The following is a 22,331-nucleotide window of genomic DNA, read 5'->3' on the forward strand; positions in this document are numbered from 1 at the left end:
CAACAAAAAAGGATTTTATTAATTTATATAAATAAAAGTTCCTTTATACCCCTAAAATAAATATCTATTAAAAAATTCTAAAAAAAATTCGTAAATTGCATTGTTATTTCAGTATTTACTATGTTTTCATTGAGTAATATATAATTTATGGATTTAATTCGACTACATATTAGAGGTATTTCATACAGCCAAACTCAATCCGGAGCTTATGCTCTTATTTTAGAAGAAGATTTTGGTAAAAGGAAAATTCCTGTAATTATAGGAAACTTTGAAGCACAATCCATTGCTTTAGCATTACAGAAAGATCTTCCTCCTCCCCGACCAATTACTCATGATTTATTTGCTAACTTTGCAAAAAGTTTACATTTTGTTGTAAAAGCTGTTTTTATATATAAATTGAAAGACGGAGTATTTTACTCCAATATTTTATTTCAAAACATAGATACCGATGAGGAAATTGAAATAGATTCTCGCACTTCTGATGCCATTGCATTAGCCGTGCGTTTTGAAGCTCCCGTGTATGCCAATAAAGAAATTTTGGAAAAAGCAGGGGTATATATGGAAATGAATGAAGAAGAATTATCCAATGAATCAACTTTTGAAAAGGCGTTAGATACCATTGAAAATCAATTAAATACCAATGATATTGAAGATTCATTTGCCCATTTAACCGATTTTGAGATTAATGATTTAATTTCTAAAGCTATAGAAAATGAAGATTATGAGACTGCAGCGAAATTAAGAGATGAACTCGTTAAACGAAAATAAACTATCTCGCAACGTGTTTAAATTTATCATTATTTTATAATATTTTAACATCCTTTAATTGATTATTATTTATAAATTTAAGTTTCAAACTTTAAATTTATTATCTTCCTTATTTAAGTAAATAAAACATTACTTAATTTAATGTAACATTTTTTTTGAAACCTAGGTTTCAAATGATATTTAATGCCTTAACATGTTTTTTTATACAGTAAAAAACCTTTTTTAGTAAAAAGAGTACTATCAATATATATTTTATTACATTTATATTTTTAATATATGAAATTTCAAGTAGTTTCTCAATTTAAGCCTACAGGCGATCAGCCTCAGGCTATTGAATCACTTTCCAAAGGAATATTAAAAAATGAAAAGTATCAAACTCTATTAGGAGTAACCGGTTCGGGTAAAACTTTCACTATTGCCAATGTGGTTGAAAAAATTCAACGTCCGACTATCATCCTGGCGCATAATAAAACGTTGGCAGCCCAACTTTATATGGAATTTAAAGAATTCTTTCCAAATAATGCAGTAGAATATTTTGTTTCATATTACGATTATTATCAGCCTGAAGCATTTATGCCTACTACCAATACGTATATAGAGAAAGATTTATCCATTAATGAAAATCTTGAAAAATTACGTTTAAGCGCTACTTCTGCCCTGCTTTCCGGCAGACGAGATGTATTGGTGGTTTCTTCTGTTTCTTGTTTATATGGTATTGGAAATCCGGTAGAATTTAAAAGTAGCATGGTTTCATTAAAAGTGGGTCAGGCTATTTCAAAAACAAAATTACTGCAATCTTTAGTAAATGCCTTATATTCACGCTCAGAAATCAATTTTGGAAGAGGAAATTTTAGAGTCAAAGGGGATGTAATCGATGTTTTTCCTGCTTATTCAGATACAGGAATACGAATTCAATTTTTCGGAAATGAGATTGAACGTATTGAAAATGTTGATTATGTTTCTAATAATGTAATTGATTCTATTGAAAGTATCAATATATATCCGGCTAACCTATTTGTGACATCTCCGGAAACATTAAATAATGCTATACGAAACATACAAATTGATTTAGGTAAGCAGGTCGACTATTATAATGAAGTAGGTAAAAATCTGGAAGCTCACCGCTTAAAAGAACGAACTGAATTTGACCTGGAAATGATTAAAGAGTTAGGATATTGTTCGGGTATTGAAAATTATTCTCGATATCTCGACGGTCGTCTACCCGGAACCCGGCCTTTCTGTTTATTAGACTATTTTCCTGAAGATTATTTAATGGTAATTGATGAAAGTCACGTTACTTTACCTCAGGTTCATGCCATGTACGGAGGAGACCGAAGCAGAAAAGAAACGTTGGTAGAACATGGTTTCAGACTTCCTGCCGCACTAGACAACCGTCCTTTAAAATTTGAGGAATTTGAAATGATGCAGAATCAGGTCATTTATGTTAGCGCTACTCCAGCTGATTATGAATTGCAGAAAAGTGAAGGAATATACATCGAACAAATTATTCGTCCGACCGGATTACTGGATCCTGTAATTGAAGTGAGACCTTCTTTAAATCAAATTGATGATTTGATGGCTGAAATTCAAAAAAGAATTGAAGAGGATGAAAGGGTATTAGTTACTACGCTAACTAAACGTATGGCGGAGGAATTAACTAAATATCTTACGAAATTTGGGATTAGAACTCGATTTATTCATTCAGATATTGATACGTTGGAACGTGTTGAAATTATGCAGGATTTACGTATTGGTAAATTCGATGTTTTAGTTGGTGTTAATTTATTACGTGAAGGATTAGATCTTCCCGAAGTTTCTTTAGTTGCTGTACTTGACGCCGATAAAGAAGGTTTTTTACGTTCGCATCGTTCTCTAACGCAAACTGCGGGTAGAGCCGCTCGTAATATTCACGGTAAGGTTATTATGTATGCGGATAAAATGACGGATAGTATGAAAAAAACGATCGATGAAACTGCCAGAAGAAGAGAAATTCAAAATCAATATAATTTAGAACATCATATTACTCCTCAACCATTAAATAAAAAAATAACCAATATTTCCATTAATAACTTGGATAATGAAGTGAAATCGTATGCTCCAAGACATGAAATTAAAAAAGTGGCAGAGGATGAACCTCAATATAAATCAGAAGATTTAGAAAAAATTATTTCTAAAAAACAAAAAGAAATGGAAAAAGCGGCTAAAAATTTAGATTTCTTAACGGCTGCTCAATATAGAGACGAAATACAGGCTTTAAAGGATAAAATGAATTTATCTAATTAAATAGTATTTTTTAGCACGTACATCTGGTTCAATACGCTCAATACATTGCTAACAGCGTCATAGGTATATTTGTTACTAATGATCTGAGTTCTTACTCCTGTTCCTTGCGTTTTTGGTGATACCCAAACTTGTAGATCACTAAGTCTTCTTCTTTCAGGATCATATGTATAAGTGGTTTCCGAGCCGTTGCAATATTTTAGATAATTTCTTTGTTCGAATTTATCATAGCCTATTTTATTTACATAGTCATAGCTATAGGCCTTGCTTCCCCTGATTCCGGTTAACAGACCTGCCGTATTATAAATATAATCTACTTTTTCTTGATCCGGATAAATAATCTGCTCTAGTTTATTCCATGTATCGTACTTGGTTTGGGTTACATAGATAGCGATTGCTTGATTAGGAATTATAACCGTACGGCGCACTTCGGTGATTTCTCCTAGCGTACCGTATTTATACTCTTGAGCACCGGTAGCATCTTCAACCAAAGATACTCTTCCTACTCGATTGTATTTGGCGTTTTTATTTCCGTAATGGTAGGTAACATTGTTTTGAGGATTAGGAATAAAATCATAATCTGAAAAATAACTAATGCTTTTTAATCGATTATATTCATACTCATAGGTGGTACGTTTTTTCTCCTTCATCCATTTTTTGATGAACTATAAGGTTTCCTGAAGGATCATACTTCAATAGAATTTCTCCGATACTTGGGTGCCTTAATATTCTTCTTCTACCTGCCATATCGTAATCTGAAAAAGTTATTTGGCCTTCTGTATCTTTTACCTCATATAATTGATTAATCCCATCATATTTATAAAGGGTAGTAATCACTCCTGAAGGACCGGATAATTGTTCGGTCTTAACGGTAAGCCCCGAACCGTTGGCGTAGGTTTTCTGTTTTCCTCCCATAGCATCCGTAACGATAGTTACTTGTTGTCTCTCAGTCGGATTAATCGTATATTCGGTTGTATTGGTAGCTGAATCGGGTAGTATGGTAGCTACGGTACGATCCATGATGTCGTATTTGCTGATTGTAGGGGAAACTTTATCAAATTCACGATTAAATATTCTAGCTTGAGTAGAATCTTCGGTTATCGGATAATAGGTTTTTACTACTCGTCCGAATGGATCCAGCATAGTTCTTCCGCTTACAATAAGTACCTTTTCGTCCTGAGGATTACTTCTGTTTGCATCGGCATGTGTTATCACTCCGTCTTTTTTTACCTGCAAGGTTCTTCCTACTCCGTCAACAAAACTAAACGTTTTTATATCCTCTGTTGGGTGTTGCGGATTGTAATGATAGGTTATTGCATAAGCAGGATTTTCAATGTCTCCATCTGAATTTAAAACTACTGACGGATTATACTTATATTTTATGGTATAAGGTAAATCCAATTCCAATTCATTTGGTCCGGTAATGGTCTCAATTCTTCCCAGATTATCTATTGTGGTTTCTGTGAAATATCCGTTGATATCTTTGCTGGTTAACGGTATTCCATAACGATAATCATAATTTTCTAATAAACCGGTATATCCATTTGTTAATTTGAAAAATTAATAATATAATCAAAAAACCTCGCATTATGCGAGGTTTTTGATTTCTATTTACCTTTTGCCCATTCGGGACGTTCTTTCCAGCCTCCCGGCGGAGCTTGCTTTATGCTATCCGGTACTGGAATATCCTGGTATATTTTTGAATAACTATTATCCTCCAATGAAAATTGGACCAAATAATACCTCCCTTTTTTAGGATTTGCATCTTCATCATGTATATTACTATTTGAATATTTTTTACCATTTACGGTATATTCATAACTTACTTTTTTATAAGATATTATAGGCCAATAGATCCGATCTATATACCCTATCGTGTAATTGCCATAATCTACAGGATTATGTTTGTAACTTATATACATATACAGCAAAATAAAAGGTATTATAATAAATAAATAATTCCATTTTGATTCCTTTTCAACTAAATAATAGCGTAAAGTTTCTATAAACTTATTCATTAGGGTTATTTTCTAATCCAATTTATTTTGAATCACATTGACTCCATAATCCGGTGCATTCATAAATACAGTTGCGGCTTTGCTTCCTGCTGTTTGACCAAAGCGTACGCTGGTTTGCATATATGTCCCGATTACGGTTCCTTTAAATAATTGTGAACCACTGATTCCTGTAGCTGCAGCTCCTCCTATCATTCCTAAGGCTGCCTGGCTTAAAAACTTATCTCCTTTAAGTGTTCCATTAAATATGGATTTCATTTTTTCATTCATTGTTATTGGAGTTGATGAAGAAAGCAAGGCATTACCTACATAATTCATTCCTAGACCCGCTAATCCGCTCTGGGTAAGGTTGACGTCTCCTATAGCTTTGGTCAAATCTCCGCCGTTTGTAGTCATGTTTGCCGCCGTTTGTACAGCTGCATCTGTGCCTACTCTACCTAAAACGGCTGTAGTTGTTGCTCCTCCGGATAAACTAAAGAATCCTGCTGCTATGCCTTCATAAGCCGCAAACGGTCCGAAAATCACGCCTAATGCTCCTAACGTCCAGTTCTTTACATCATCTGTATGCATTAAGGGTTTTCCGCCATAGGCATCCAAATATCGTTGATAGGCTTCTCTTGAGCGTCTTTCTTTTTCCTGCTGTTGCTTGGTTACTTCATCGTTGGACGGTCTTCTTTTTCCTATTACTTCTATTTCTGGTAATACTGTCTCATTCTCTGGATCTACGCCTTCTGTTTTCATTCCTGTTGGATCTGTATACTTTATTGGGTTCTGATAGGTATACTGATATATTAACATTGTTTTATCATATAAGGAATCTACACTTAAAAAGATACTTTCTCGCGGATTATAGTATCTTGCTCCATAATAATACTCATCCAACTCAGTTCTGCGTGCGTTTCCTTCGTCTAAAGCCGTGTGATTCTTCCTCAGAAATAGTGAATAATAGGGATTCTTTCTAATGATCATCATAATGATAAAAATACTTTTTTTTGATATAAAATATTTTTTTATCTTTTTGTTAAAAGTTTTTCTTTTTTTTATTTTAATTACTAGTAAAAACCCCGCTAAAGGCGGGGTTTAGGGTTTATTTTTCTCGTTAACGAAAAAGGATTTAATTATGATATATTTTATTATATCTTTATATAACTAACAAATCCATCATGTCTTATTGAAATAATCCAATTTAAACTTTCATCAAATATATCTATATCATCTGAACTTGGAAACCAAATATCATAAAAGTATTTATTAAAATCAACTAAATTAAATAAATCTATATCATCAAATTTATACCAATTAATATATATTTTTGATAAAGGAGATAACTCTATTATTTCAAAAATTCTACTAATATCAAAATTTTCTTCAACATTAATATCTTCCAACGGTAATTCTATAGAACTTAATTCTTTATTTAATGAATGGATAGATAAATTATACTTCCCAGATATCTTAGAACGTATACTAAAACTATCTTGTTCAGACAAATGCAAATATGACGGAAAATTAATTTTATATTCTTTCTCAAATAATTCTATTTTAAAATCTTGCATAACTATTCTTTTATTGGTACAGCACCAGATTTTCCACCAGTTCCTCTCTTACCATTAGTATAATCCCAAAAATTTATATGCGGATATTCTTCACCTGAACCAGGTTTAGCATTTGGATGAGATGGATCTAAACGATATCCTTTTTTACCATCTCCTCTCTGAGGACTTCCAAATTTTCCTTCTTTCCCTTTTGGTAAACTTTCTCCTGATTTTAAACCAATTTCTTGTTTAGCTTTTTCTAAAGCTTTTTTTGTTCCACTCAAAGATCCTTTTGATGCTCCCTTTAAAGCACTTTTACCCTCTTCTAAAAGAAGTATAGAACTAGATTTACCAGCCTTCCCAAAAAGAACTCCTTCAGGTCCTCCTATTAAAGCTAAGCCTATAGTGGCAACATCGCCTATCGAGTTTACAATCTGTTCACCAAAACTTTCAGCAGGCATATCCGTGACTAAAGTAAGTCTACCACTTCCTGATACTATATATCTAGGAGTAACTGTTTCTTTCTCAGTAAAAAGATTAATAACTCTACTTGCTATGTTAGAAACTGCTGATCTAACCTCATTAATAGCAGCTCCTGTTAATTCAGCTGGACTTAAATATGCATCATGAAATTCCGTCTGCTTTCCGTTGGGATCTACTAATAGAACAGGATTTTGATAACAATACCCATACGTATTTAGGTTAAATGAATTATAAATTCCTCCATTATGTTGACCATCTATATAATGCTCGGTTTCATTATTCGGGTTATATCCACTTAACGGATCTGCACTTAACCATACACTTTCCCTTGGATTATAGTATCTTGCTCCATAATAATACAGTCCTGTTTCTTCATCTAACTCTTTTCCATTAAACAAGTAAGGGGTATTCCAACTGTTGTTTCTCTCCTCTATAAATACTTCTCCAAACGGTACATATTCTACATGCTGTACTATTTCACCGTCTAAGTTAGTGATATAACTTGAGCTGCCCAAATGATCCGGGTGATAATAATACTGCATTTTCTCATAGTTCACATTGCCGATTCCTATCCCTGCTCTTAACGCTGTATTCTGAGAACAACAGAAGCCTTCCCCGTTAATGTAATCATCATTGTCCTTTCCGTTATACGGTACTTCAAAGTACGCATAGTTCCCTTTTAAGTCTTCAATGCTTCTTTGGTATTTCGCTTTCCAGTTGATCGTTACTCCGGGTACGGTTGATCCTGCATATTCTATTCTTCTAGGATCTGCGCCAAAGCTTTCTATATCTCCCAGCTTACTTACTATTCGTTGGTTTCCTGCGTAGTAATGTTTGGTATATTTTCCATTAGGACTTACTACTAAGTAAGGGTTGATATAGGCTGTGAATCCTTGTGTTTCGGTATTGCCGCCTGAGAATAAGGAATTAATATACACTTGTTCGCTCTCGCCGCTTGTTTTGATTACCCGTTCTCCTGTGGCATCGTATACATAGTTACTTACATACCCATTATCATCTATGGACATTAATCGGTTTTCTTCATCCCATAGTAGTTTTCTTTCATGGGTCTTTGATGAACTATTTAAATCTTTCTTCTCTAAATCTGTACTTACATAGATAAGGTTTCCGGTAAATTCGTATTCGTAATTCTTTTCTTCAATACTTTTTACTTCCGGTTGACCTTCTTCCCGGCGATAATTTTCTTCTAAGATACTTTGAATTTGATTCTTATTATAACCATTGTAGGTATATTCTAATTCATATCCTGCTTTCAATCCGCCTTGGAACATAATATCATTTTGCGTCAGATGTTGTTTTTAGTTATTATGTTATGAAGGTTATCGTATGACATTTCAAGCGTATAGCTTGCCGTTTTAGCATCGGCTCCGGTGTACGTTCCATTAGCCTGAATCAAACGATAAAGTCCGTCGTAGGCATATTCATGTTTCATTTGTCCGCCCGGATTATTTTTGTTATTTTCCGGTAGTGGAGAGCCATTAAATACACTCAATACATTACTAACTGCGTCATACGCATATTTGTTATTAATGATCTGATTTCTTACTCCTCCTCCTTGTGTTTTCGGTGATACCCAAACTTGTAATTTTACACCTAGTAGAATTCCATGTCATCGAACTGATTTTTTTGTTAAATTAACCCTTTTTCACCATGACATCCCAAAAAAGTCTTTAACCCTAAGGATTTCTTAGTTACTTTAGAAAACCTTAAATCTATTCCTGAATACAAAACTTAGGCTTTACCCTCAAATCCCTCTGTAAAATTATCCAAAGCGCTTTATTAACGGAAATCTCTTTCCCCAACTACACCGAACATATTCAATGGAATATTTACAATATTCTATCCTTTATTCGCTCACTTAACTCTATAGATGAGTTTGAACTCTTGGATTTAATGTATAAAAAATCTTAAAAGATAAACCCCGCTAATAGCGGGGTTTGGACTTTTGTTTACATTTATGTGGTTAAATGAATAGTTCATTTAATATTATAAATATTCCGACTATTACAGCAAAATATCCACCTATATATAAATTTAATCGAACAGATTTGTCTATTGAATATTTATTATCTTCACTTTCTTTTGTTCTTGTCTTTTTATCATATTTCATATAAGCCAAACATCCAATTCCTATAACTATAGAAAATATGCCCCATAATAAATTTTCATATTTTGCTATTATATTTTCCATTTATTTTATTGGTCTTTTGATTTTTCTTCAGTCTTTATATTTGATTTTTGATCTTGTACATAATTATATAAACGTTCTGTACCTTTTATTTTTACATTTACATTTTGCTTTAATATTTCTTTAGTCAGTTTATTTGCTCCAGGGATTTTATCTAATTTCTTATTTATCTGATTTTGAATTGTTTCAACTACTATTGTTTTTGCAATATTTTTTATTGATTGATCTATTTTTCCTTCCAACAAATCTGACGACATTTCAATATATCCCCCAACAGTAGATACAGCATTTCCTGCTCCAGAAAGAGGAATTCCCAATTCTGATCCTACTCCAGTTAATGTTAAAAAATAATCTGAAAATGACATTCCATCTCCTATGTCTTGAGCTACTTTACCTGTAAAACGAAGTGATTTTGAAACTGCATTTTCCGTAAGATTAGATAAATCTTTTTTAACTCCTGACAGGACATCTTTGATAACGTCTGATGTCATTGGTTTTTGGGGGTATTGTTGATTCATAGCCGCTGCCTGCATCGCCGATTGATTAAACATTCCTTGGAAATATGCTTGTTTTCCGTTGGGATCTACTAACTTAACCGGATTATGATAACAATAAATATTGGTATTTAGGTTAAATGAATTATAAACTCCTCCATTATGTTGACCATCTATATAATGCTCGGTTTCATTATTCGGATTATATCCGCTTAATGGGTCCGCACTTAACCATACACTCTCTCTTGGATTATAGTATCTTGCTCCGTAATAATACATTTTTTCAAATAAATCAGTTAGCTAAATTAGCTTTTTTATCATTATTTCTGAAATCAATTTATCTTTTGAATCATACAAAATTCTCATTTCTATAAAATACCTCTTTAATGTTGCTAATTCTTTTTTATCTAGACTGTGAATCATCCAGAGCTCTCGGAATACAGCTTCTTGATTATTTTATATGCTTTTACAAATAAGCTGGCTTTTATCCCCACGATGAACTGGAATTGTGAAATATGAGAAATAAGTAAACTTCAATAAAAAAGAGGAGTAAATGCTCCTCTTTTTTATTATCCAAAATAAAATTAAATCTAATTTTTACTTTTTAATTCCGAAATAGTTGATAAAGTAGGTGATGTTGGAAATATTTCTCCATCTATAACATCAATTCTTGAAGATAAAATCATTAGATATACATCATTATTATCCTTATATATCAATATATTGACATTCTGATTTCTATAGGACTTAAATGTCATATCTTCCTCTAATGTATTATTAAAACTAAATGAAATTTCATTTGAATCAGTATTTAATTCTAATAAATTATCATTATTTATACTATTATATACTTTCATATTCTGTTTAGTATAAACCGATATAGTACCTAACTCTACTGGAAATGTATGAGTATTAAAATCTATAAAATATGGATTATAAATACTTTTTGAATATTTAATAATAAAACTATTTCTTGTAAAGTAATTCTCTCGATTACTTACTGAAAAAGGCTTAGATGAAATACTGATAACATCAGAAATAGGCCTGTATTTATCTTTTAAATTTCCTATCCTAATTACTATAAAATAATATTTATCATCTACCATACCTTCTGATGAAAAAAATTTATCCTTGAAATTATATTCACCGAAGTACTTTATCCTATCTTCCGTTATATTTAATATTTTACCTATTTTGTATATTTTTATATCGTGCATATCAACTAATTTGCTGGCAGACCAAAAATAATATATAAAACTATAGACAATATAAATTAAACCCAATAAGATAAATCCTCTTAAAACCTTTCTAAATAAATTTATATTTTTCACAATCTCCTAAATTAATTTACTGCTGGTTGCAAAATTGGAGGTGGAGTTAAATTTCCACTTCTGGCTGTACCTATTAATATGAGAGCTCCTGCAGGTTTTATACCTATATTTAATCCTGTACTGGTATTATCTCTATTTATATTTTCTGAAATCCCAATATTAATTTCAGAATTTAATATATCTGGTGTTAATTTCATCCCAACAGAAACATCATAAACTCCTAACAATGACACACCAACACTTGCAGAAATATCACTTTTGCTAAATCCTACATTACTTTTAAATATTCCTAAATCTGCCTGGTTTTCATATGACGTTGATTTTCCACTTGTAACTTTAACATCTGAATTAAAAATTCCTGGACTTCCTTTTGTTGTCGTTGTATTCATCGTTGCTGACATTAAAATATTTTCATAAAAAAGACTTTTTTCATATGAAATACTTGATGTATTCGTGAAAATTGTATTACGAATTGAAGAACTCAAAGAAGATGTTTCTTTTGCAGTTGAAATATTATTACCCTGTGATTGCTGATACTGAGATTGCGCTGATAATGCATTCATATCCGATTGATTAAACATTCCTTGGAAATATGCTTGTTTTCCGTTGGGATCTACTAACTTAACCGGATTATGATAACTATAAATATTGGTATTTAGGTTAAACGAGTTATACACTCCTCCGTTATGCTGACCATCAATAAAATGTTCAACTTCCATAATCGGATTGTAACCGCTTAATGGATCAGTAAACCATACACTTTCTCTCGGATTATAGTATCTTGTTTCATTAAATTACTTTCTTTCTTCAAATTGCTCAGTTAGCTAAATTAGCTTTTTAATACTTAATTTTAAAATTTATTTATCTTTCTTATCACTTACAATTATCATTTCTCTAAACTACCTCTTTTATGTTGCTAATTCTTTTTTATCTTGGCTATGAATCTTCCCCATAGTTCCGAAAAACAAATTTTGAAACACGTTTCTATGCTTTTACAATCACCTAACTCTTATCCCCACGATGAACTGGAATTGTAGGATATGAGAAATAAGTAAACTTCAGTAAAAAAGAGGAGTAAATACCCCTCTTTTTATTTAATTATTTTTTAATAAAAACTATTTTTTATTTTTAAAAAAATATAAAATTCGAAATAATCCTCCATAAACACATCCTAACATAATTCCTACTAAAAATAATATAATTGGAATTTCCCACTTGTTCTCATAAATATATTTTATACTTATAATTATCCACAATATAATAGTTATAAATGTACTAGGATTATTTTTCACTAGTTTTACAAATTTTTTTCGAAAATTATTCTTTTTTATGCTCATTATTATTCTCCATTTGTTTTATTGTCTCAGTACCTACTCCAGATGCTATTGTTGAAGCTGAGGTTGTTCTTTTAGCTCCATAGACATCTAACTTTTTCTGTGCGCCTTTAACATCTGCTTTAGATTTTGGTACTGTATTAGATTTTCCTCTGGCAATATTCTTTTGAGTATTTACTTCAATTTGTAAAGATTTAGCTGTTTTTGTATTCTTTAATAATTTTCCTGCTACTTGCCCTGCTATTTGTCCGATTGCAACATCTACAACTGTTTCTCCAGCACTAACTTCACCTTCATTAATAGCCTGACTAGCAACACTTATTCCTGTATCTGTAGCTAATTCTATAATGGCTGTTCCAACTTTTCCTACATTTTTGGCTTTTGCTGCTATAGCTATTCCTGCACTTAAGGCCCCCGCTCCAGCGGATACTGCTATGGATTTATAATCTATATCGGTCCATGCTTCTATTCCTCTTTTTCCTTCTATATAATTTACCCCTACTTGAACTCCATAATCTACCATTGCTCCTATTAGTGCTCCTGCTATTGCTTGTTTTCCGTTGGGATCTACTAACTTAACCGGATTATGATAACAATAAATATTGGTATTTAGGTTAAATGAATTATAAACTCCTCCATTATGTTGACCATCTATATAATGCTCGGTTTCATTATTCGGGTTATATCCACTTAATGGATCTGCACTTAACCATACACTTTCTCTTGGATTATAGTATCTCGCTCCGTAATAATACAGTCCTGTTTCCTCATCCAACTCTTTTCCATTAAATAAATAAGGACTATTCCAACTGTTGTTTCTCTCCTCTATAAACACTTCTCCAAACGGTACATATTCTACATGCTGTACTATTTCGCCGTCTAAGTTAGTAATATAACTTGAGCTGCCCAAATGATCCGGGTGATAATAATACTGCATTTTCTCATAGTTCACATTGCCGATTCCTATACCTGCTCTTAAGGCTGTATTCTGAGAACAACAGAAGCCTTCCCCGTTTACGTAATCATCGTTGTCTTTCCCGTTATACGGTACTTCAAAATGAGCATAATTACGTTTTATTGTTTCTAAACTTGTTTTGTACTTTTCTTTCCAATTAATGGTTACTCGTGGCAGGGATGCTCCGGCATATTCTATTCTTCTAGGATCTGCGCCAAAGCTTTCTATATCTCCCAACTTACTTACTATCCTTTGAGATCCTATGTAATAATGTTTGGTGTATTTTCCATTTGGACTTACCACAAAGTAAGGATTAATATAAGCGGTGAAATCTGTTGTTTCGGTTCTTCCTCCTGAGAATAAGGAATTGATGTAGACTTGTTCGCTCTCTCCACTTATTTTGATTACTCGTTCTCCGGAAGCATCGTAAATATAGTTACTCACAAAACCGTTGTCATATAAGGCTAATAATCGGTTTTCTTCATCCCATAGTAGTTTTCTTTCATGGGTCTTTGATGAACTATTTAAATCTTTCTTCTCTAAATCTGTACTTACATAGATAAGGTTTCCGGTAAATTCATATTCGTAATTCTTTTCTTCAATACGTTTTTCTTCCGGTTGACCTTCTTCCCGGCGATAATTTTCTTCTAAGATGCTTTGAATTTGATTCTTATAATAACCATTATAGGTATATTCTAATTCATATCCTGCTTTCAATCCGCCTTGGAACATAATATCATTTTGCGACAGATGTTGTTTTTTAGTTATTATGTTATGAAGGTTATCGTATGACATTTCAAGCGTATAGCTTGCCGTTTTAGCATCGGCTCCGGTGTACGTTCCGTTAGCCTGAATCAAACGATAAAGTCCATCGTAGGCATAGTCATGTTTCATTTGTCCGCCCGGATTATTTTTGTTATTTTCCGGTAGCGGAGAGCCATTAAATACACTCAATATATTACTAACTGCGTCATACGTATATTTGTTATTGATGATCTGATTTCTTACTACTCCTCCTTGTGTTTTCGGTGATACCCAAACTTGTAAATCACTAAGTCTTCTTCTTTCAGGATCATACGTATAAGTGGTTTCTGAGCCGTTACAATATTTGAGATAATTTCTTTGTTCGAATTTATCATAGCCTATTTTATTTACATAGTCATAGCTATAGGCCTTGCTTCCCCTGATTCCGGTTAACAGACCTGCCGTATTATAAATATAATCTACTTTTTCTTGATCCGGATAAATAATCTGCTCTAGTTTATTCCATGTATCATACTTGGTTTGGGTTACATAGGTAGCGATTGCTTGATTAGGAATTATAACCGTACGGCGCACTTCGGTGATTTCTCCCAGCGTACCATATTTATACTCTTGAGCACCGGTAGCATCTTCAACCAAAGATACTCTTCCTACTCGATTGTATTTGGCGTTTTTATTTCCATAATGATAGGTAACATTGTTTTGAGGATTAGGAATAAAATCATAATCTGAAAAATAACTAATGCTTTTTAATCGATTATATTCATACTCATAGGTGGTACGTTTTTCTCCTTCATCCATTTTTTGATGAACTATAAGGTTTCCTGAAGGATCATATTTCAATAGAATTTCTCCGATACTTGGGTGCCTTAATATTCTTCTTCTACCTGCCATATCGTAATCTGAAAAAGTTATTTGGCCTTCTGTATCTTTTACCTCATATAATTGATTAATCCCATCATATTTATAAAGGGTAGTAATCACTCCTGAAGGACCGGATAATTGTTCGGTCTTAACGGTAAGCCCCGAACCGTTGACATAGGTTTTCTGTTTTCCTCCCATAGCATCCGTAACGATAGTTACTTGTTGTCTCTCAGTCGGATTAATCGTATATTCGGTTGTATTGGTAGCGGAATCGGGTAGTATGGTAACTACGGTACGATCCATGATGTCGTATTTGCTGATTGTAGGGGAAACTTTATCAAATTCACGATTAAATATTCTAGCTTGAGTAGAATCTTCGGTTATCGGATAATAGGTTTTTACTACTCGTCCGAATGGATCCAGCATAGTTCTTCCGCTTACAATAAGTACCTTTTCGTCCTGAGGATTACTTCCGTTTGCATCGGTATGTGTTATCACTGCGTCTTTTTTTACTTGCAAGGTTCTTCCTACCCCATCAACAAAACTTATCGTTTTTATGTCATCAGTAGGGTGTTGCGGATTATAATGATAGGTTATTGCATAAGCAGGATTTTCAATGTCTCCATCTGAATTTAAAACTACTGAAGGGTTATACTTATATTTTATGGTATAAGGTAAATCCAATTCCAATTCATTTGGTCCGGTGATGGTTTCAATTCTTCCCAGATTATCTATTGTGGTTTCTGTAAAATATCCGTTGATATCTTTGCTGGTTAATGGTATTCCATAGCGATAATCGTAATTTTCCAATAAACTGGTATAACCGAATGCATCATCAATACGTTCTACATACATGTGATATTCTCTGTCGTATCGGTATTTATACCACATTCTTTCTCCTTTGTGATTGGCAGGTAATGTTTTCTTAATAATATTACCGTATTTGTCGTATTCAATATCTGTTTCAGCACCAAGTCTCCATCTGTCTTTACTATCTAATTGTTGATACACTTGAGTAAGATGATTGGCAAAATTCAAATCATATTGTGCTTCAATTTTTCTTAGGTATCTATTTCGATTATCTTGAACCGACACCATGGAAGGCAATCCAAACACATTTTTATCCGGATTAGAAGCATATTGTATTTTGGTAACATAATTAAAATTAGTTGATTTAGCATCTTCTCCTAAATTACCTTTATCACTGTAAGTAAATTGACTTATTTCACCATAATTTTTCGAAAGATCATAAATATACGCTGATTCATTTGTTTCAATTCCTTGATTTTTTCCTTCAAATATCAGATTACGAGTATATTTTAAAGGAGTAAAGGATGCTTCATTATCAGAACATAAATTTTTACTAATAAATGAATAGTCATTTTTACCGTTCTGTTTTACAGAATATTGATAATAGGTATTCTCTGTTTGAGCATATTTTTTACCTTGAGCATCGGTAATAGTTGTTTTTAATAAATTACCTGAATTGTAATAATTCGATACATCGTATTCATCTATTGTCTTACGATATATTTGATTGTCGTTTTCAGTGTCTACACTTATTTTCTCAACTTTTCCAAAGCCTAAAAATTCTCTCTCATGCCTGTCTTGTTTTCCTTCCAGATAACGATATTCCATACGATTATTAGCTCCATCATCATGGATACCGTCGTTAATTTCTACAGATGATAATACCCATTTTCCTCCCGGATGTTCATAAGTAGCTTCAGATCGACTGTAATCAAGCATGTATTTTCCTCCTATAGAATTATAAACCTTGCTTAACTTATTTACCTTTCCTATGAGAGACCTTTTTACTTTTATATTTCCGGATTTATCTGTCCATACCATATCCGGATATCCATCCCCATCGACATCTTTAATTTCAAATAATGTTTGTCCGGTTGAATTAGACGCATTTAATCCCGGATTTAAAGAAATTTTAAGAGTTGGTGCTATAAGTAATGGAATCACAATATTTAACGTATAGGCTACATTAGTGGAAACACTGACTGAAGTTGATTTAGCAATTTGAGTTAATTGCGGCCATTCTCTTTCCGCATCAAAATTTAGCCCTAAATTTTGAGAAACCCTTACTTTTCCTTCTTCAATATACACCTTATCTAATAAACCGTCATTATTCAGATCTATAAACTTAAATGTAGGTTTATTGGTAACAGAGGTTACATTAACACCTCCGGCAAAACTGGATGAAGCTTTATCATCTGACTTGGGTATTATATCAATCCCCAGATCTGCTCCTCCCGAAATAGTTTTCGAACTTGCTCTTTGAATATCAAATATATCCCAAACCAATTCCGGAGTAAAACTATATCCTAAGTTCAATCGTACTGTACCATTCTTATAAAGCTTATCAGGCAATCCATCTCCATTGATGTCTAACAATGTGTGCTCTACCTTTTCATGCATTTTTGGAGCACTGAATGAAAGGTTTACAGCGCTTATACCGACTTGAGATGCTTTAGAGTCACGTGAATTTTGCTTTTCTCCTCCCGTTAATTTGTTGTAGATTGATACAGCTGTTATTGGATTAGCTCCTAAACCATAGGCCTGACTGGTACTGGTACTTCGATGATTTCCAGTAAAACCATTGCGAGAATCAATAACTTCCCCGTCAAACCCTCCTCGGGAATTAGTAAATTGAATTTTATTTTTGGTAATGATATCCGGATAACCATCTCCATTCATATCAGAAAAAGATAAAGTGGTTTCGTCGCTGCCTTCGGAATCGTTATAATTTACTCCAACACCAAATGAGGCTCCTGCTTGTTTAGTTGTGTTTTTAGATTTACTCATCAACTTGACTCCCACCGCTGAAGACCCTTGAATACAACTTCCTGTAGATGAAGATTTACTGCTTAGTCCTTCCAATGGATTGGTTAATTTAACTTCTTTTTCACCTAGTCGGGATGCACTCATGCTTGAATCTTTAGTATATACATAGCGGTCTGCTCCCGTCCAATAACTCTTGGTTTCATTATCTAATCCCATCGGAATGAAGATCATGGTACGAGGATCCATATCAGCTTTTTCATCCTGTGGCAATTGTAATTCCTTTTCATCTATAGGACGTGCATAACGTCCGGAATTGGCATTATAGATAAATTGTCCCCATCCGCGATACATAGGTCCAAAACCTTTGTCTGAATCTTTTATAAAGACATTTGCATATCCAGTAGTAGGCAATCCGTTTTCGGCTTGCAAAGTAAAAGATAAAGCCTTCAAATTTTTGATGATCGTTGCATCCTTGGTAAAAGCTTCCACCCAAATATTTTCAGTTAAAGCCCCATTTGCCTCAACTTTCAAATCTGTTAGAGGGGGAGTAACAACAATTCCATTTTCAACTTTGATTTTATATCTTCCCAATAAACCTGTTTTTTTCTTAATGGTAATCGCAAGGTCTCCATTCAAAAGAGAAGAATTCATTGGATCATTAGCCAACGCTTGAAATGTAAGCGAAATTTTTTTAGTTTGGCCGGCATTTTCAAAAGTTAATGGATAATAATTTCCTTCCCATTTTTGATGGTAAATGCTGTAGTTAACACTTCCCTGTACTGTCTCTTGATCATTATCTAATTTTATCTGCGGTTTCCAACTAATCTTTTTCCAATTCACTTGACTGGGTGAACTCAAAGTAAAATAAAAGTTTGTCCAATTTTTGCCTTCGGATACAGGTATTTCTAAATTTCCTTGATGAGTTTCGTTCCAATTAAACGTTTTTTCATAAACTATAACTTCTTCGGAACGACTGTCATTGGTTTGAATTACTTTTAGCGTAACATTATCAGATGTGATCGGTTTTTCAAAAGTTCCTAATATTACGGCTTTTTTAAAATCACCGACACTGGTAGCTACATCCTGTGAAGCTATATGGGAATCTGAGGATGGAAAACGATACATTTTTTGCCCGTCTGGATTTATACTGTTTAAGTCTGCATCAACAAGGGTAGTTTGTTCGTAGGTTATAATAGGATTCCATTGTACTTGATCAAAGCTTCCATTAGACATTTCCCGGTTTCCGGATTGTACCCGGAAATAAATTTTATCTCCTTTTTTTATAGTCTCGGATAATTTTATATTGGCTGGATAATTAGTAAAATCACCTTTGTTTATACTCTTATTCCATTTTTCTTTTCCTTTATACTGGATGGCTACCCTTATCCCATCGGCTTTTTCATATTCTTCAGTATCGTAATCCCCCGTAGGTGCTTGCAACTGTACATTTCCTTCTATTCTTATTTTCCCGTCAAAAGGAGCTTCCCATACTTTTACAACATCATAAAGTGGAGAATTATAAATAAGGTCTTTTTGTTCCTGTGGATCTACTGCAGTGTCGGAACTATCAATAGTTCCTCCTCCCATAATCGGGCTTGGAGTCAATGAACTTTCTAATGAGAAAGTAGGAATCAAATTTCCATCACTATCTCGGGTAATATGATTAAAATATACTTTACCGTTGGATACGAGATCAATTAACCCATCACTGTTTACGTCTGCAAAATAGACGGTTGTAGTAGTATTAGTAGTCCCCCCGCTGACTCCAACAGTTGCAGTTCCCAATGAAATTCCTGCTCGGGCAGAGCCACCTCCATTAGAACTGGTTGATTTGGTTTTAGAAAATTTATTTATTCCTTTTATGGCTATAGGTTTACCAAATTTTTCACCCTTTAAAGGTGTTGACAATTGAGGCTCGTAGTATAGTGTTCCATTTTTTTGATATACTTTGTCTGCAAGACCGTCACCATTAATATCTATAAACGTCGATCTGCCTTCTGTTACACTGGTGGAATAACTGTAATTCGCTCCTATGGTTCCACTGTTGAAAATTATATCTCCATTATAAATACCTATTCCCGTATAAATAGATCCTCCATATGAGTTAGTATTACTCAGGTTCAACTTTTCACCTTTTGTTGCCCAAATCTCTTCTTGGTCGCTAAAAGGAAAATATTTTTCAATAAAATCATCTTCTCCTTCTGTTTTAACATTGTTATAATATTCAAAACGATTTGAAGTAAATTCAATTCCTTGATCATCTTTATGAATTATTTTATCTAAGAGTTTTGAATTAAATGCGCCTAATTTATATTGTAATTCATATTCTCTAAGTTTTTTTCCTTCAAAGATAACTTCAACATTTTTTAGTAATTCATCATGAGAGGTTAAAAAACCATATCGTGCTGTGATTTTTTCTATTTCATCAAATACTCTATCTGAATAAAATTTTACTATTGTATGAGCTTTTTTTCCTTTATTTCCTGCATGTACCTCTTTAAGATACAAAGCTTTGGAATAAACATCATCATATGAATACTCTTTGGATTCTTCATAAAAATATTCGATCCAATCTCCATGCAGCTCTTCTACTCTGGATAATTTCCATTCTGAAATTACTTCACGACTTTTTCCTGATATATCGGTAAAAGTTCCTTTAAGAACTCCCCCATTTCCACCGTAAGTATATTTAACCCCTTTTCTATTGGTAACTTCCCAAGTATAATTTCCCGGATTAGATCCTTTCCTTTGAATGGTAGCAAAGCTCCCTTCTTTTCTGGAATAAAATAAGCGGTCTGATTTTCGGGCTATTTTTTCTCCTCTGTGGGCTATGGACGTATTTCCATCAGCTCCCAGGGTTACCAACTGGATCCCATCCATCATATAGGTTTCGGTTTCTTTTGAGGTATCATATCTCGGTACACCCCAACGGGTATCTACCGTTATACTTGGTATATTCATATCCCAACCTTCGCCTAACCATCCGCTTCCCCCATCACTGTTATACTGAATACCTAGAGATGGACTCATTCCATTACGAGCGGGAGGCATTTCAAAAGTATAACTTAATGCTGCGGATCCACGATTATTGGCAGTCGGTGCGCTAATTATATTCACCTTTGACAAAGGATCGGCAACCTGGATATCGCTCATGGTTGTGGGAGTAAAACCATTAGTTTCCGGTGATTCCGGTACTTGTATCACCCCGTTAATCATATCGGTGAAATGAGTAGTTCGGGATATGATTACTTGATTTTTGGTATCTATACTGTCTCGTTCCAAAGCAACCCAATGATGACTTTCCAAATCAAAATAGAAGGTACGGATGTCTTTTTCAGTATAGCCGTTCGGAATTTTGGTGCGGTCGTAAGCCAACTTGAGTATTGCTCCTTCATTGAAATGCTCTCCATGAGGTAAGAATTTATACCCGTCTGCTTTTCCCGTTACATTTTTCATACCCATCTCCAATGCAGGAATGTCAATACTTCTTAATCCTCGAATCAATATTTGCTTGTCACTTAACAGATTCTTACCATTTACACTCAATTCAGCTCCTAAAAGATGTATTTTATTATTTGTCTTATCTTTTTTAAACCAAATTTGTTCTTGTGCTGTAAATGATTGCAAGGTATACGAGTAATCTTGTTTTCCGGATACAATTTTGGATTCTCTTACATTTTTAATTCCTTCGGTAACCAATTCTACAGTGGAAACTTTACCGGAAAGTACAGCTTCAAATTCACCTTGACAGGTAGAAATTTCTGTATTGTTAATTACTAATTTGCGATCTTTTCCGTCTGCAAAATATCCTTTTACATAGGTATCTCCTCCTTCAAAAGCAAGTGCTTCCCAGGTAATAGTACCTGACGGAGATTCTTGCTTTTCTACTTCAATTTTTAAGTTCTTTATTTTATATCCGTATCCGGCATCCTGCGGAATAGCAAATTGAATCGTGTTATCACCGGTTTTCAGCCAATCTGAATTTATTTCTTCTTTTTGATGAGTCCATCCGGAATATTTTTTCACTAAATATCCTCCCCTGCTCATTCGGTCGTTGATACTTTTGGAAATACCGTTTTTATCGGAAACTCCATACAATTCATAAGTCAAATATACTTTTTGATCTTGCTGCGGTTTTTGATCCAGATTTATCGTGAAAATATTATCTTCAGGATTATCAAAAATTTTATTCTCTAAAGTACCGATTACTCCTTCTGTAATATTGGAGCTGTAAAGGATAGACTTTGAAGTGATTAATTTTTCTGATTTACTATTTTTTTGGGTTTCCTCACCTTTACTCATCACCGATTTTTGAGGGTGACCTAATTCAGAATTCGCATCAACAGTTTCCGAATGCTTAGTATGGGTTAAACGTTTCTCCCTTATTTTATATTTCCTATGTTCAATTAAAGGAATATATGGAGAAAAGCTCTGTAATGCCATCGTGGATAGTAACACGAGTGATACAAAACGGGCTTGCTTTGAATTTAATTTCATAATAATGT

The 22,331-nt window shown here is 33.4% G+C and carries 14 protein-coding genes; 2 read left to right on the forward strand and 12 right to left on the reverse strand.

The features are described 5' to 3' along the window. The first annotated feature begins 147 nt into the window (after window positions 1-147). Entirely contained in the window at window positions 148-768 is a 621-nt protein-coding gene (locus tag G8C41_RS05595) for a bifunctional nuclease family protein (RefSeq protein WP_160567498.1), read from the forward strand. A 276-nt stretch (window positions 769-1,044) separates the two neighbouring features. Further along, the gene (gene uvrB, locus G8C41_RS05600; protein ID WP_166006595.1) at window positions 1,045-3,051 is read left to right on the forward strand and encodes an excinuclease ABC subunit UvrB; all 2,007 of its coding nucleotides are present in this window, start codon (window positions 1,045-1,047) and stop codon (window positions 3,049-3,051) included. On the opposite strand, the gene G8C41_RS05605 is transcribed toward uvrB, so the two are convergent. The 12 genes from G8C41_RS05605 to G8C41_RS05655 form a co-directional block, all read right to left on the reverse strand. After that, complete coding sequence (locus tag G8C41_RS05605; RefSeq protein ID WP_166006597.1) at window positions 3,048-3,698, reverse strand: hypothetical protein; 651 nt, start codon at window positions 3,696-3,698, stop codon at window positions 3,048-3,050. The genes uvrB and G8C41_RS05605 overlap by 4 nt on opposite strands. Further along, window positions 3,670-4,455: a hypothetical protein gene (locus G8C41_RS05610; RefSeq protein ID WP_166006599.1), complete on the reverse strand. Its 786-nt coding sequence runs from the start codon at window positions 4,453-4,455 to the stop codon at window positions 3,670-3,672. The genes G8C41_RS05605 and G8C41_RS05610 overlap by 29 nt, the downstream gene beginning before the upstream one ends. A 200-nt stretch (window positions 4,456-4,655) precedes the next feature. Beyond that, complete coding sequence (locus tag G8C41_RS05615) at window positions 4,656-5,066, reverse strand: hypothetical protein (protein WP_166006601.1); 411 nt, start codon at window positions 5,064-5,066, stop codon at window positions 4,656-4,658. Window positions 5,067-5,078: 12 nt separating this feature from the next. Next, window positions 5,079-6,035, reverse strand: a complete 957-nt coding sequence (locus G8C41_RS05620) for an RHS repeat-associated core domain-containing protein (protein ID WP_166006603.1) — start codon at window positions 6,033-6,035, stop codon at window positions 5,079-5,081. Between the two features lie 161 nt (window positions 6,036-6,196). Continuing rightward, a complete protein-coding gene (locus tag G8C41_RS05625) occupies window positions 6,197-6,619 on the reverse strand; it encodes a hypothetical protein (protein WP_166006605.1) in 423 nt (140 codons plus the stop codon). 2 nt (window positions 6,620-6,621) lie between these two features. Further along, window positions 6,622-8,373, reverse strand: coding sequence for an RHS repeat-associated core domain-containing protein (locus G8C41_RS10160; protein ID WP_255466914.1), 1,752 nt, complete (start codon window positions 8,371-8,373; stop codon window positions 6,622-6,624). Between the two features lie 14 nt (window positions 8,374-8,387). After that, window positions 8,388-8,594: a hypothetical protein gene (locus G8C41_RS10110; RefSeq protein WP_221411717.1), complete on the reverse strand. Its 207-nt coding sequence runs from the start codon at window positions 8,592-8,594 to the stop codon at window positions 8,388-8,390. Window positions 8,595-9,065: 471 nt separating this feature from the next. Further along, window positions 9,066-9,293: a hypothetical protein gene (locus tag G8C41_RS05635; RefSeq protein ID WP_166006607.1), complete on the reverse strand. Its 228-nt coding sequence runs from the start codon at window positions 9,291-9,293 to the stop codon at window positions 9,066-9,068. A gap of 5 nt (window positions 9,294-9,298) precedes the next feature. Then, the gene (locus tag G8C41_RS05640; protein WP_166006609.1) at window positions 9,299-10,063 is read right to left on the reverse strand and encodes a hypothetical protein; all 765 of its coding nucleotides are present in this window, start codon (window positions 10,061-10,063) and stop codon (window positions 9,299-9,301) included. 311 nt (window positions 10,064-10,374) lie between these two features. After that, window positions 10,375-11,001: a hypothetical protein gene (locus G8C41_RS05645; RefSeq protein WP_166006611.1), complete on the reverse strand. Its 627-nt coding sequence runs from the start codon at window positions 10,999-11,001 to the stop codon at window positions 10,375-10,377. Between the two features lie 125 nt (window positions 11,002-11,126). Next, window positions 11,127-11,834 (reverse strand): hypothetical protein, encoded by a 708-nt coding sequence (locus G8C41_RS05650; protein ID WP_166006613.1) that lies wholly within the window; start codon window positions 11,832-11,834, stop codon window positions 11,127-11,129. A gap of 598 nt (window positions 11,835-12,432) precedes the next feature. Then, complete coding sequence (locus G8C41_RS05655; protein ID WP_166006615.1) at window positions 12,433-22,323, reverse strand: toxin TcdB middle/N-terminal domain-containing protein; 9,891 nt, start codon at window positions 22,321-22,323, stop codon at window positions 12,433-12,435. Window positions 22,324-22,331 lie beyond the last annotated feature (8 nt).

This window comes from Apibacter sp. B3706 (genome assembly GCF_011082725.1).
Lineage (GTDB): Bacteria > Bacteroidota > Bacteroidia > Flavobacteriales > Weeksellaceae > Apibacter.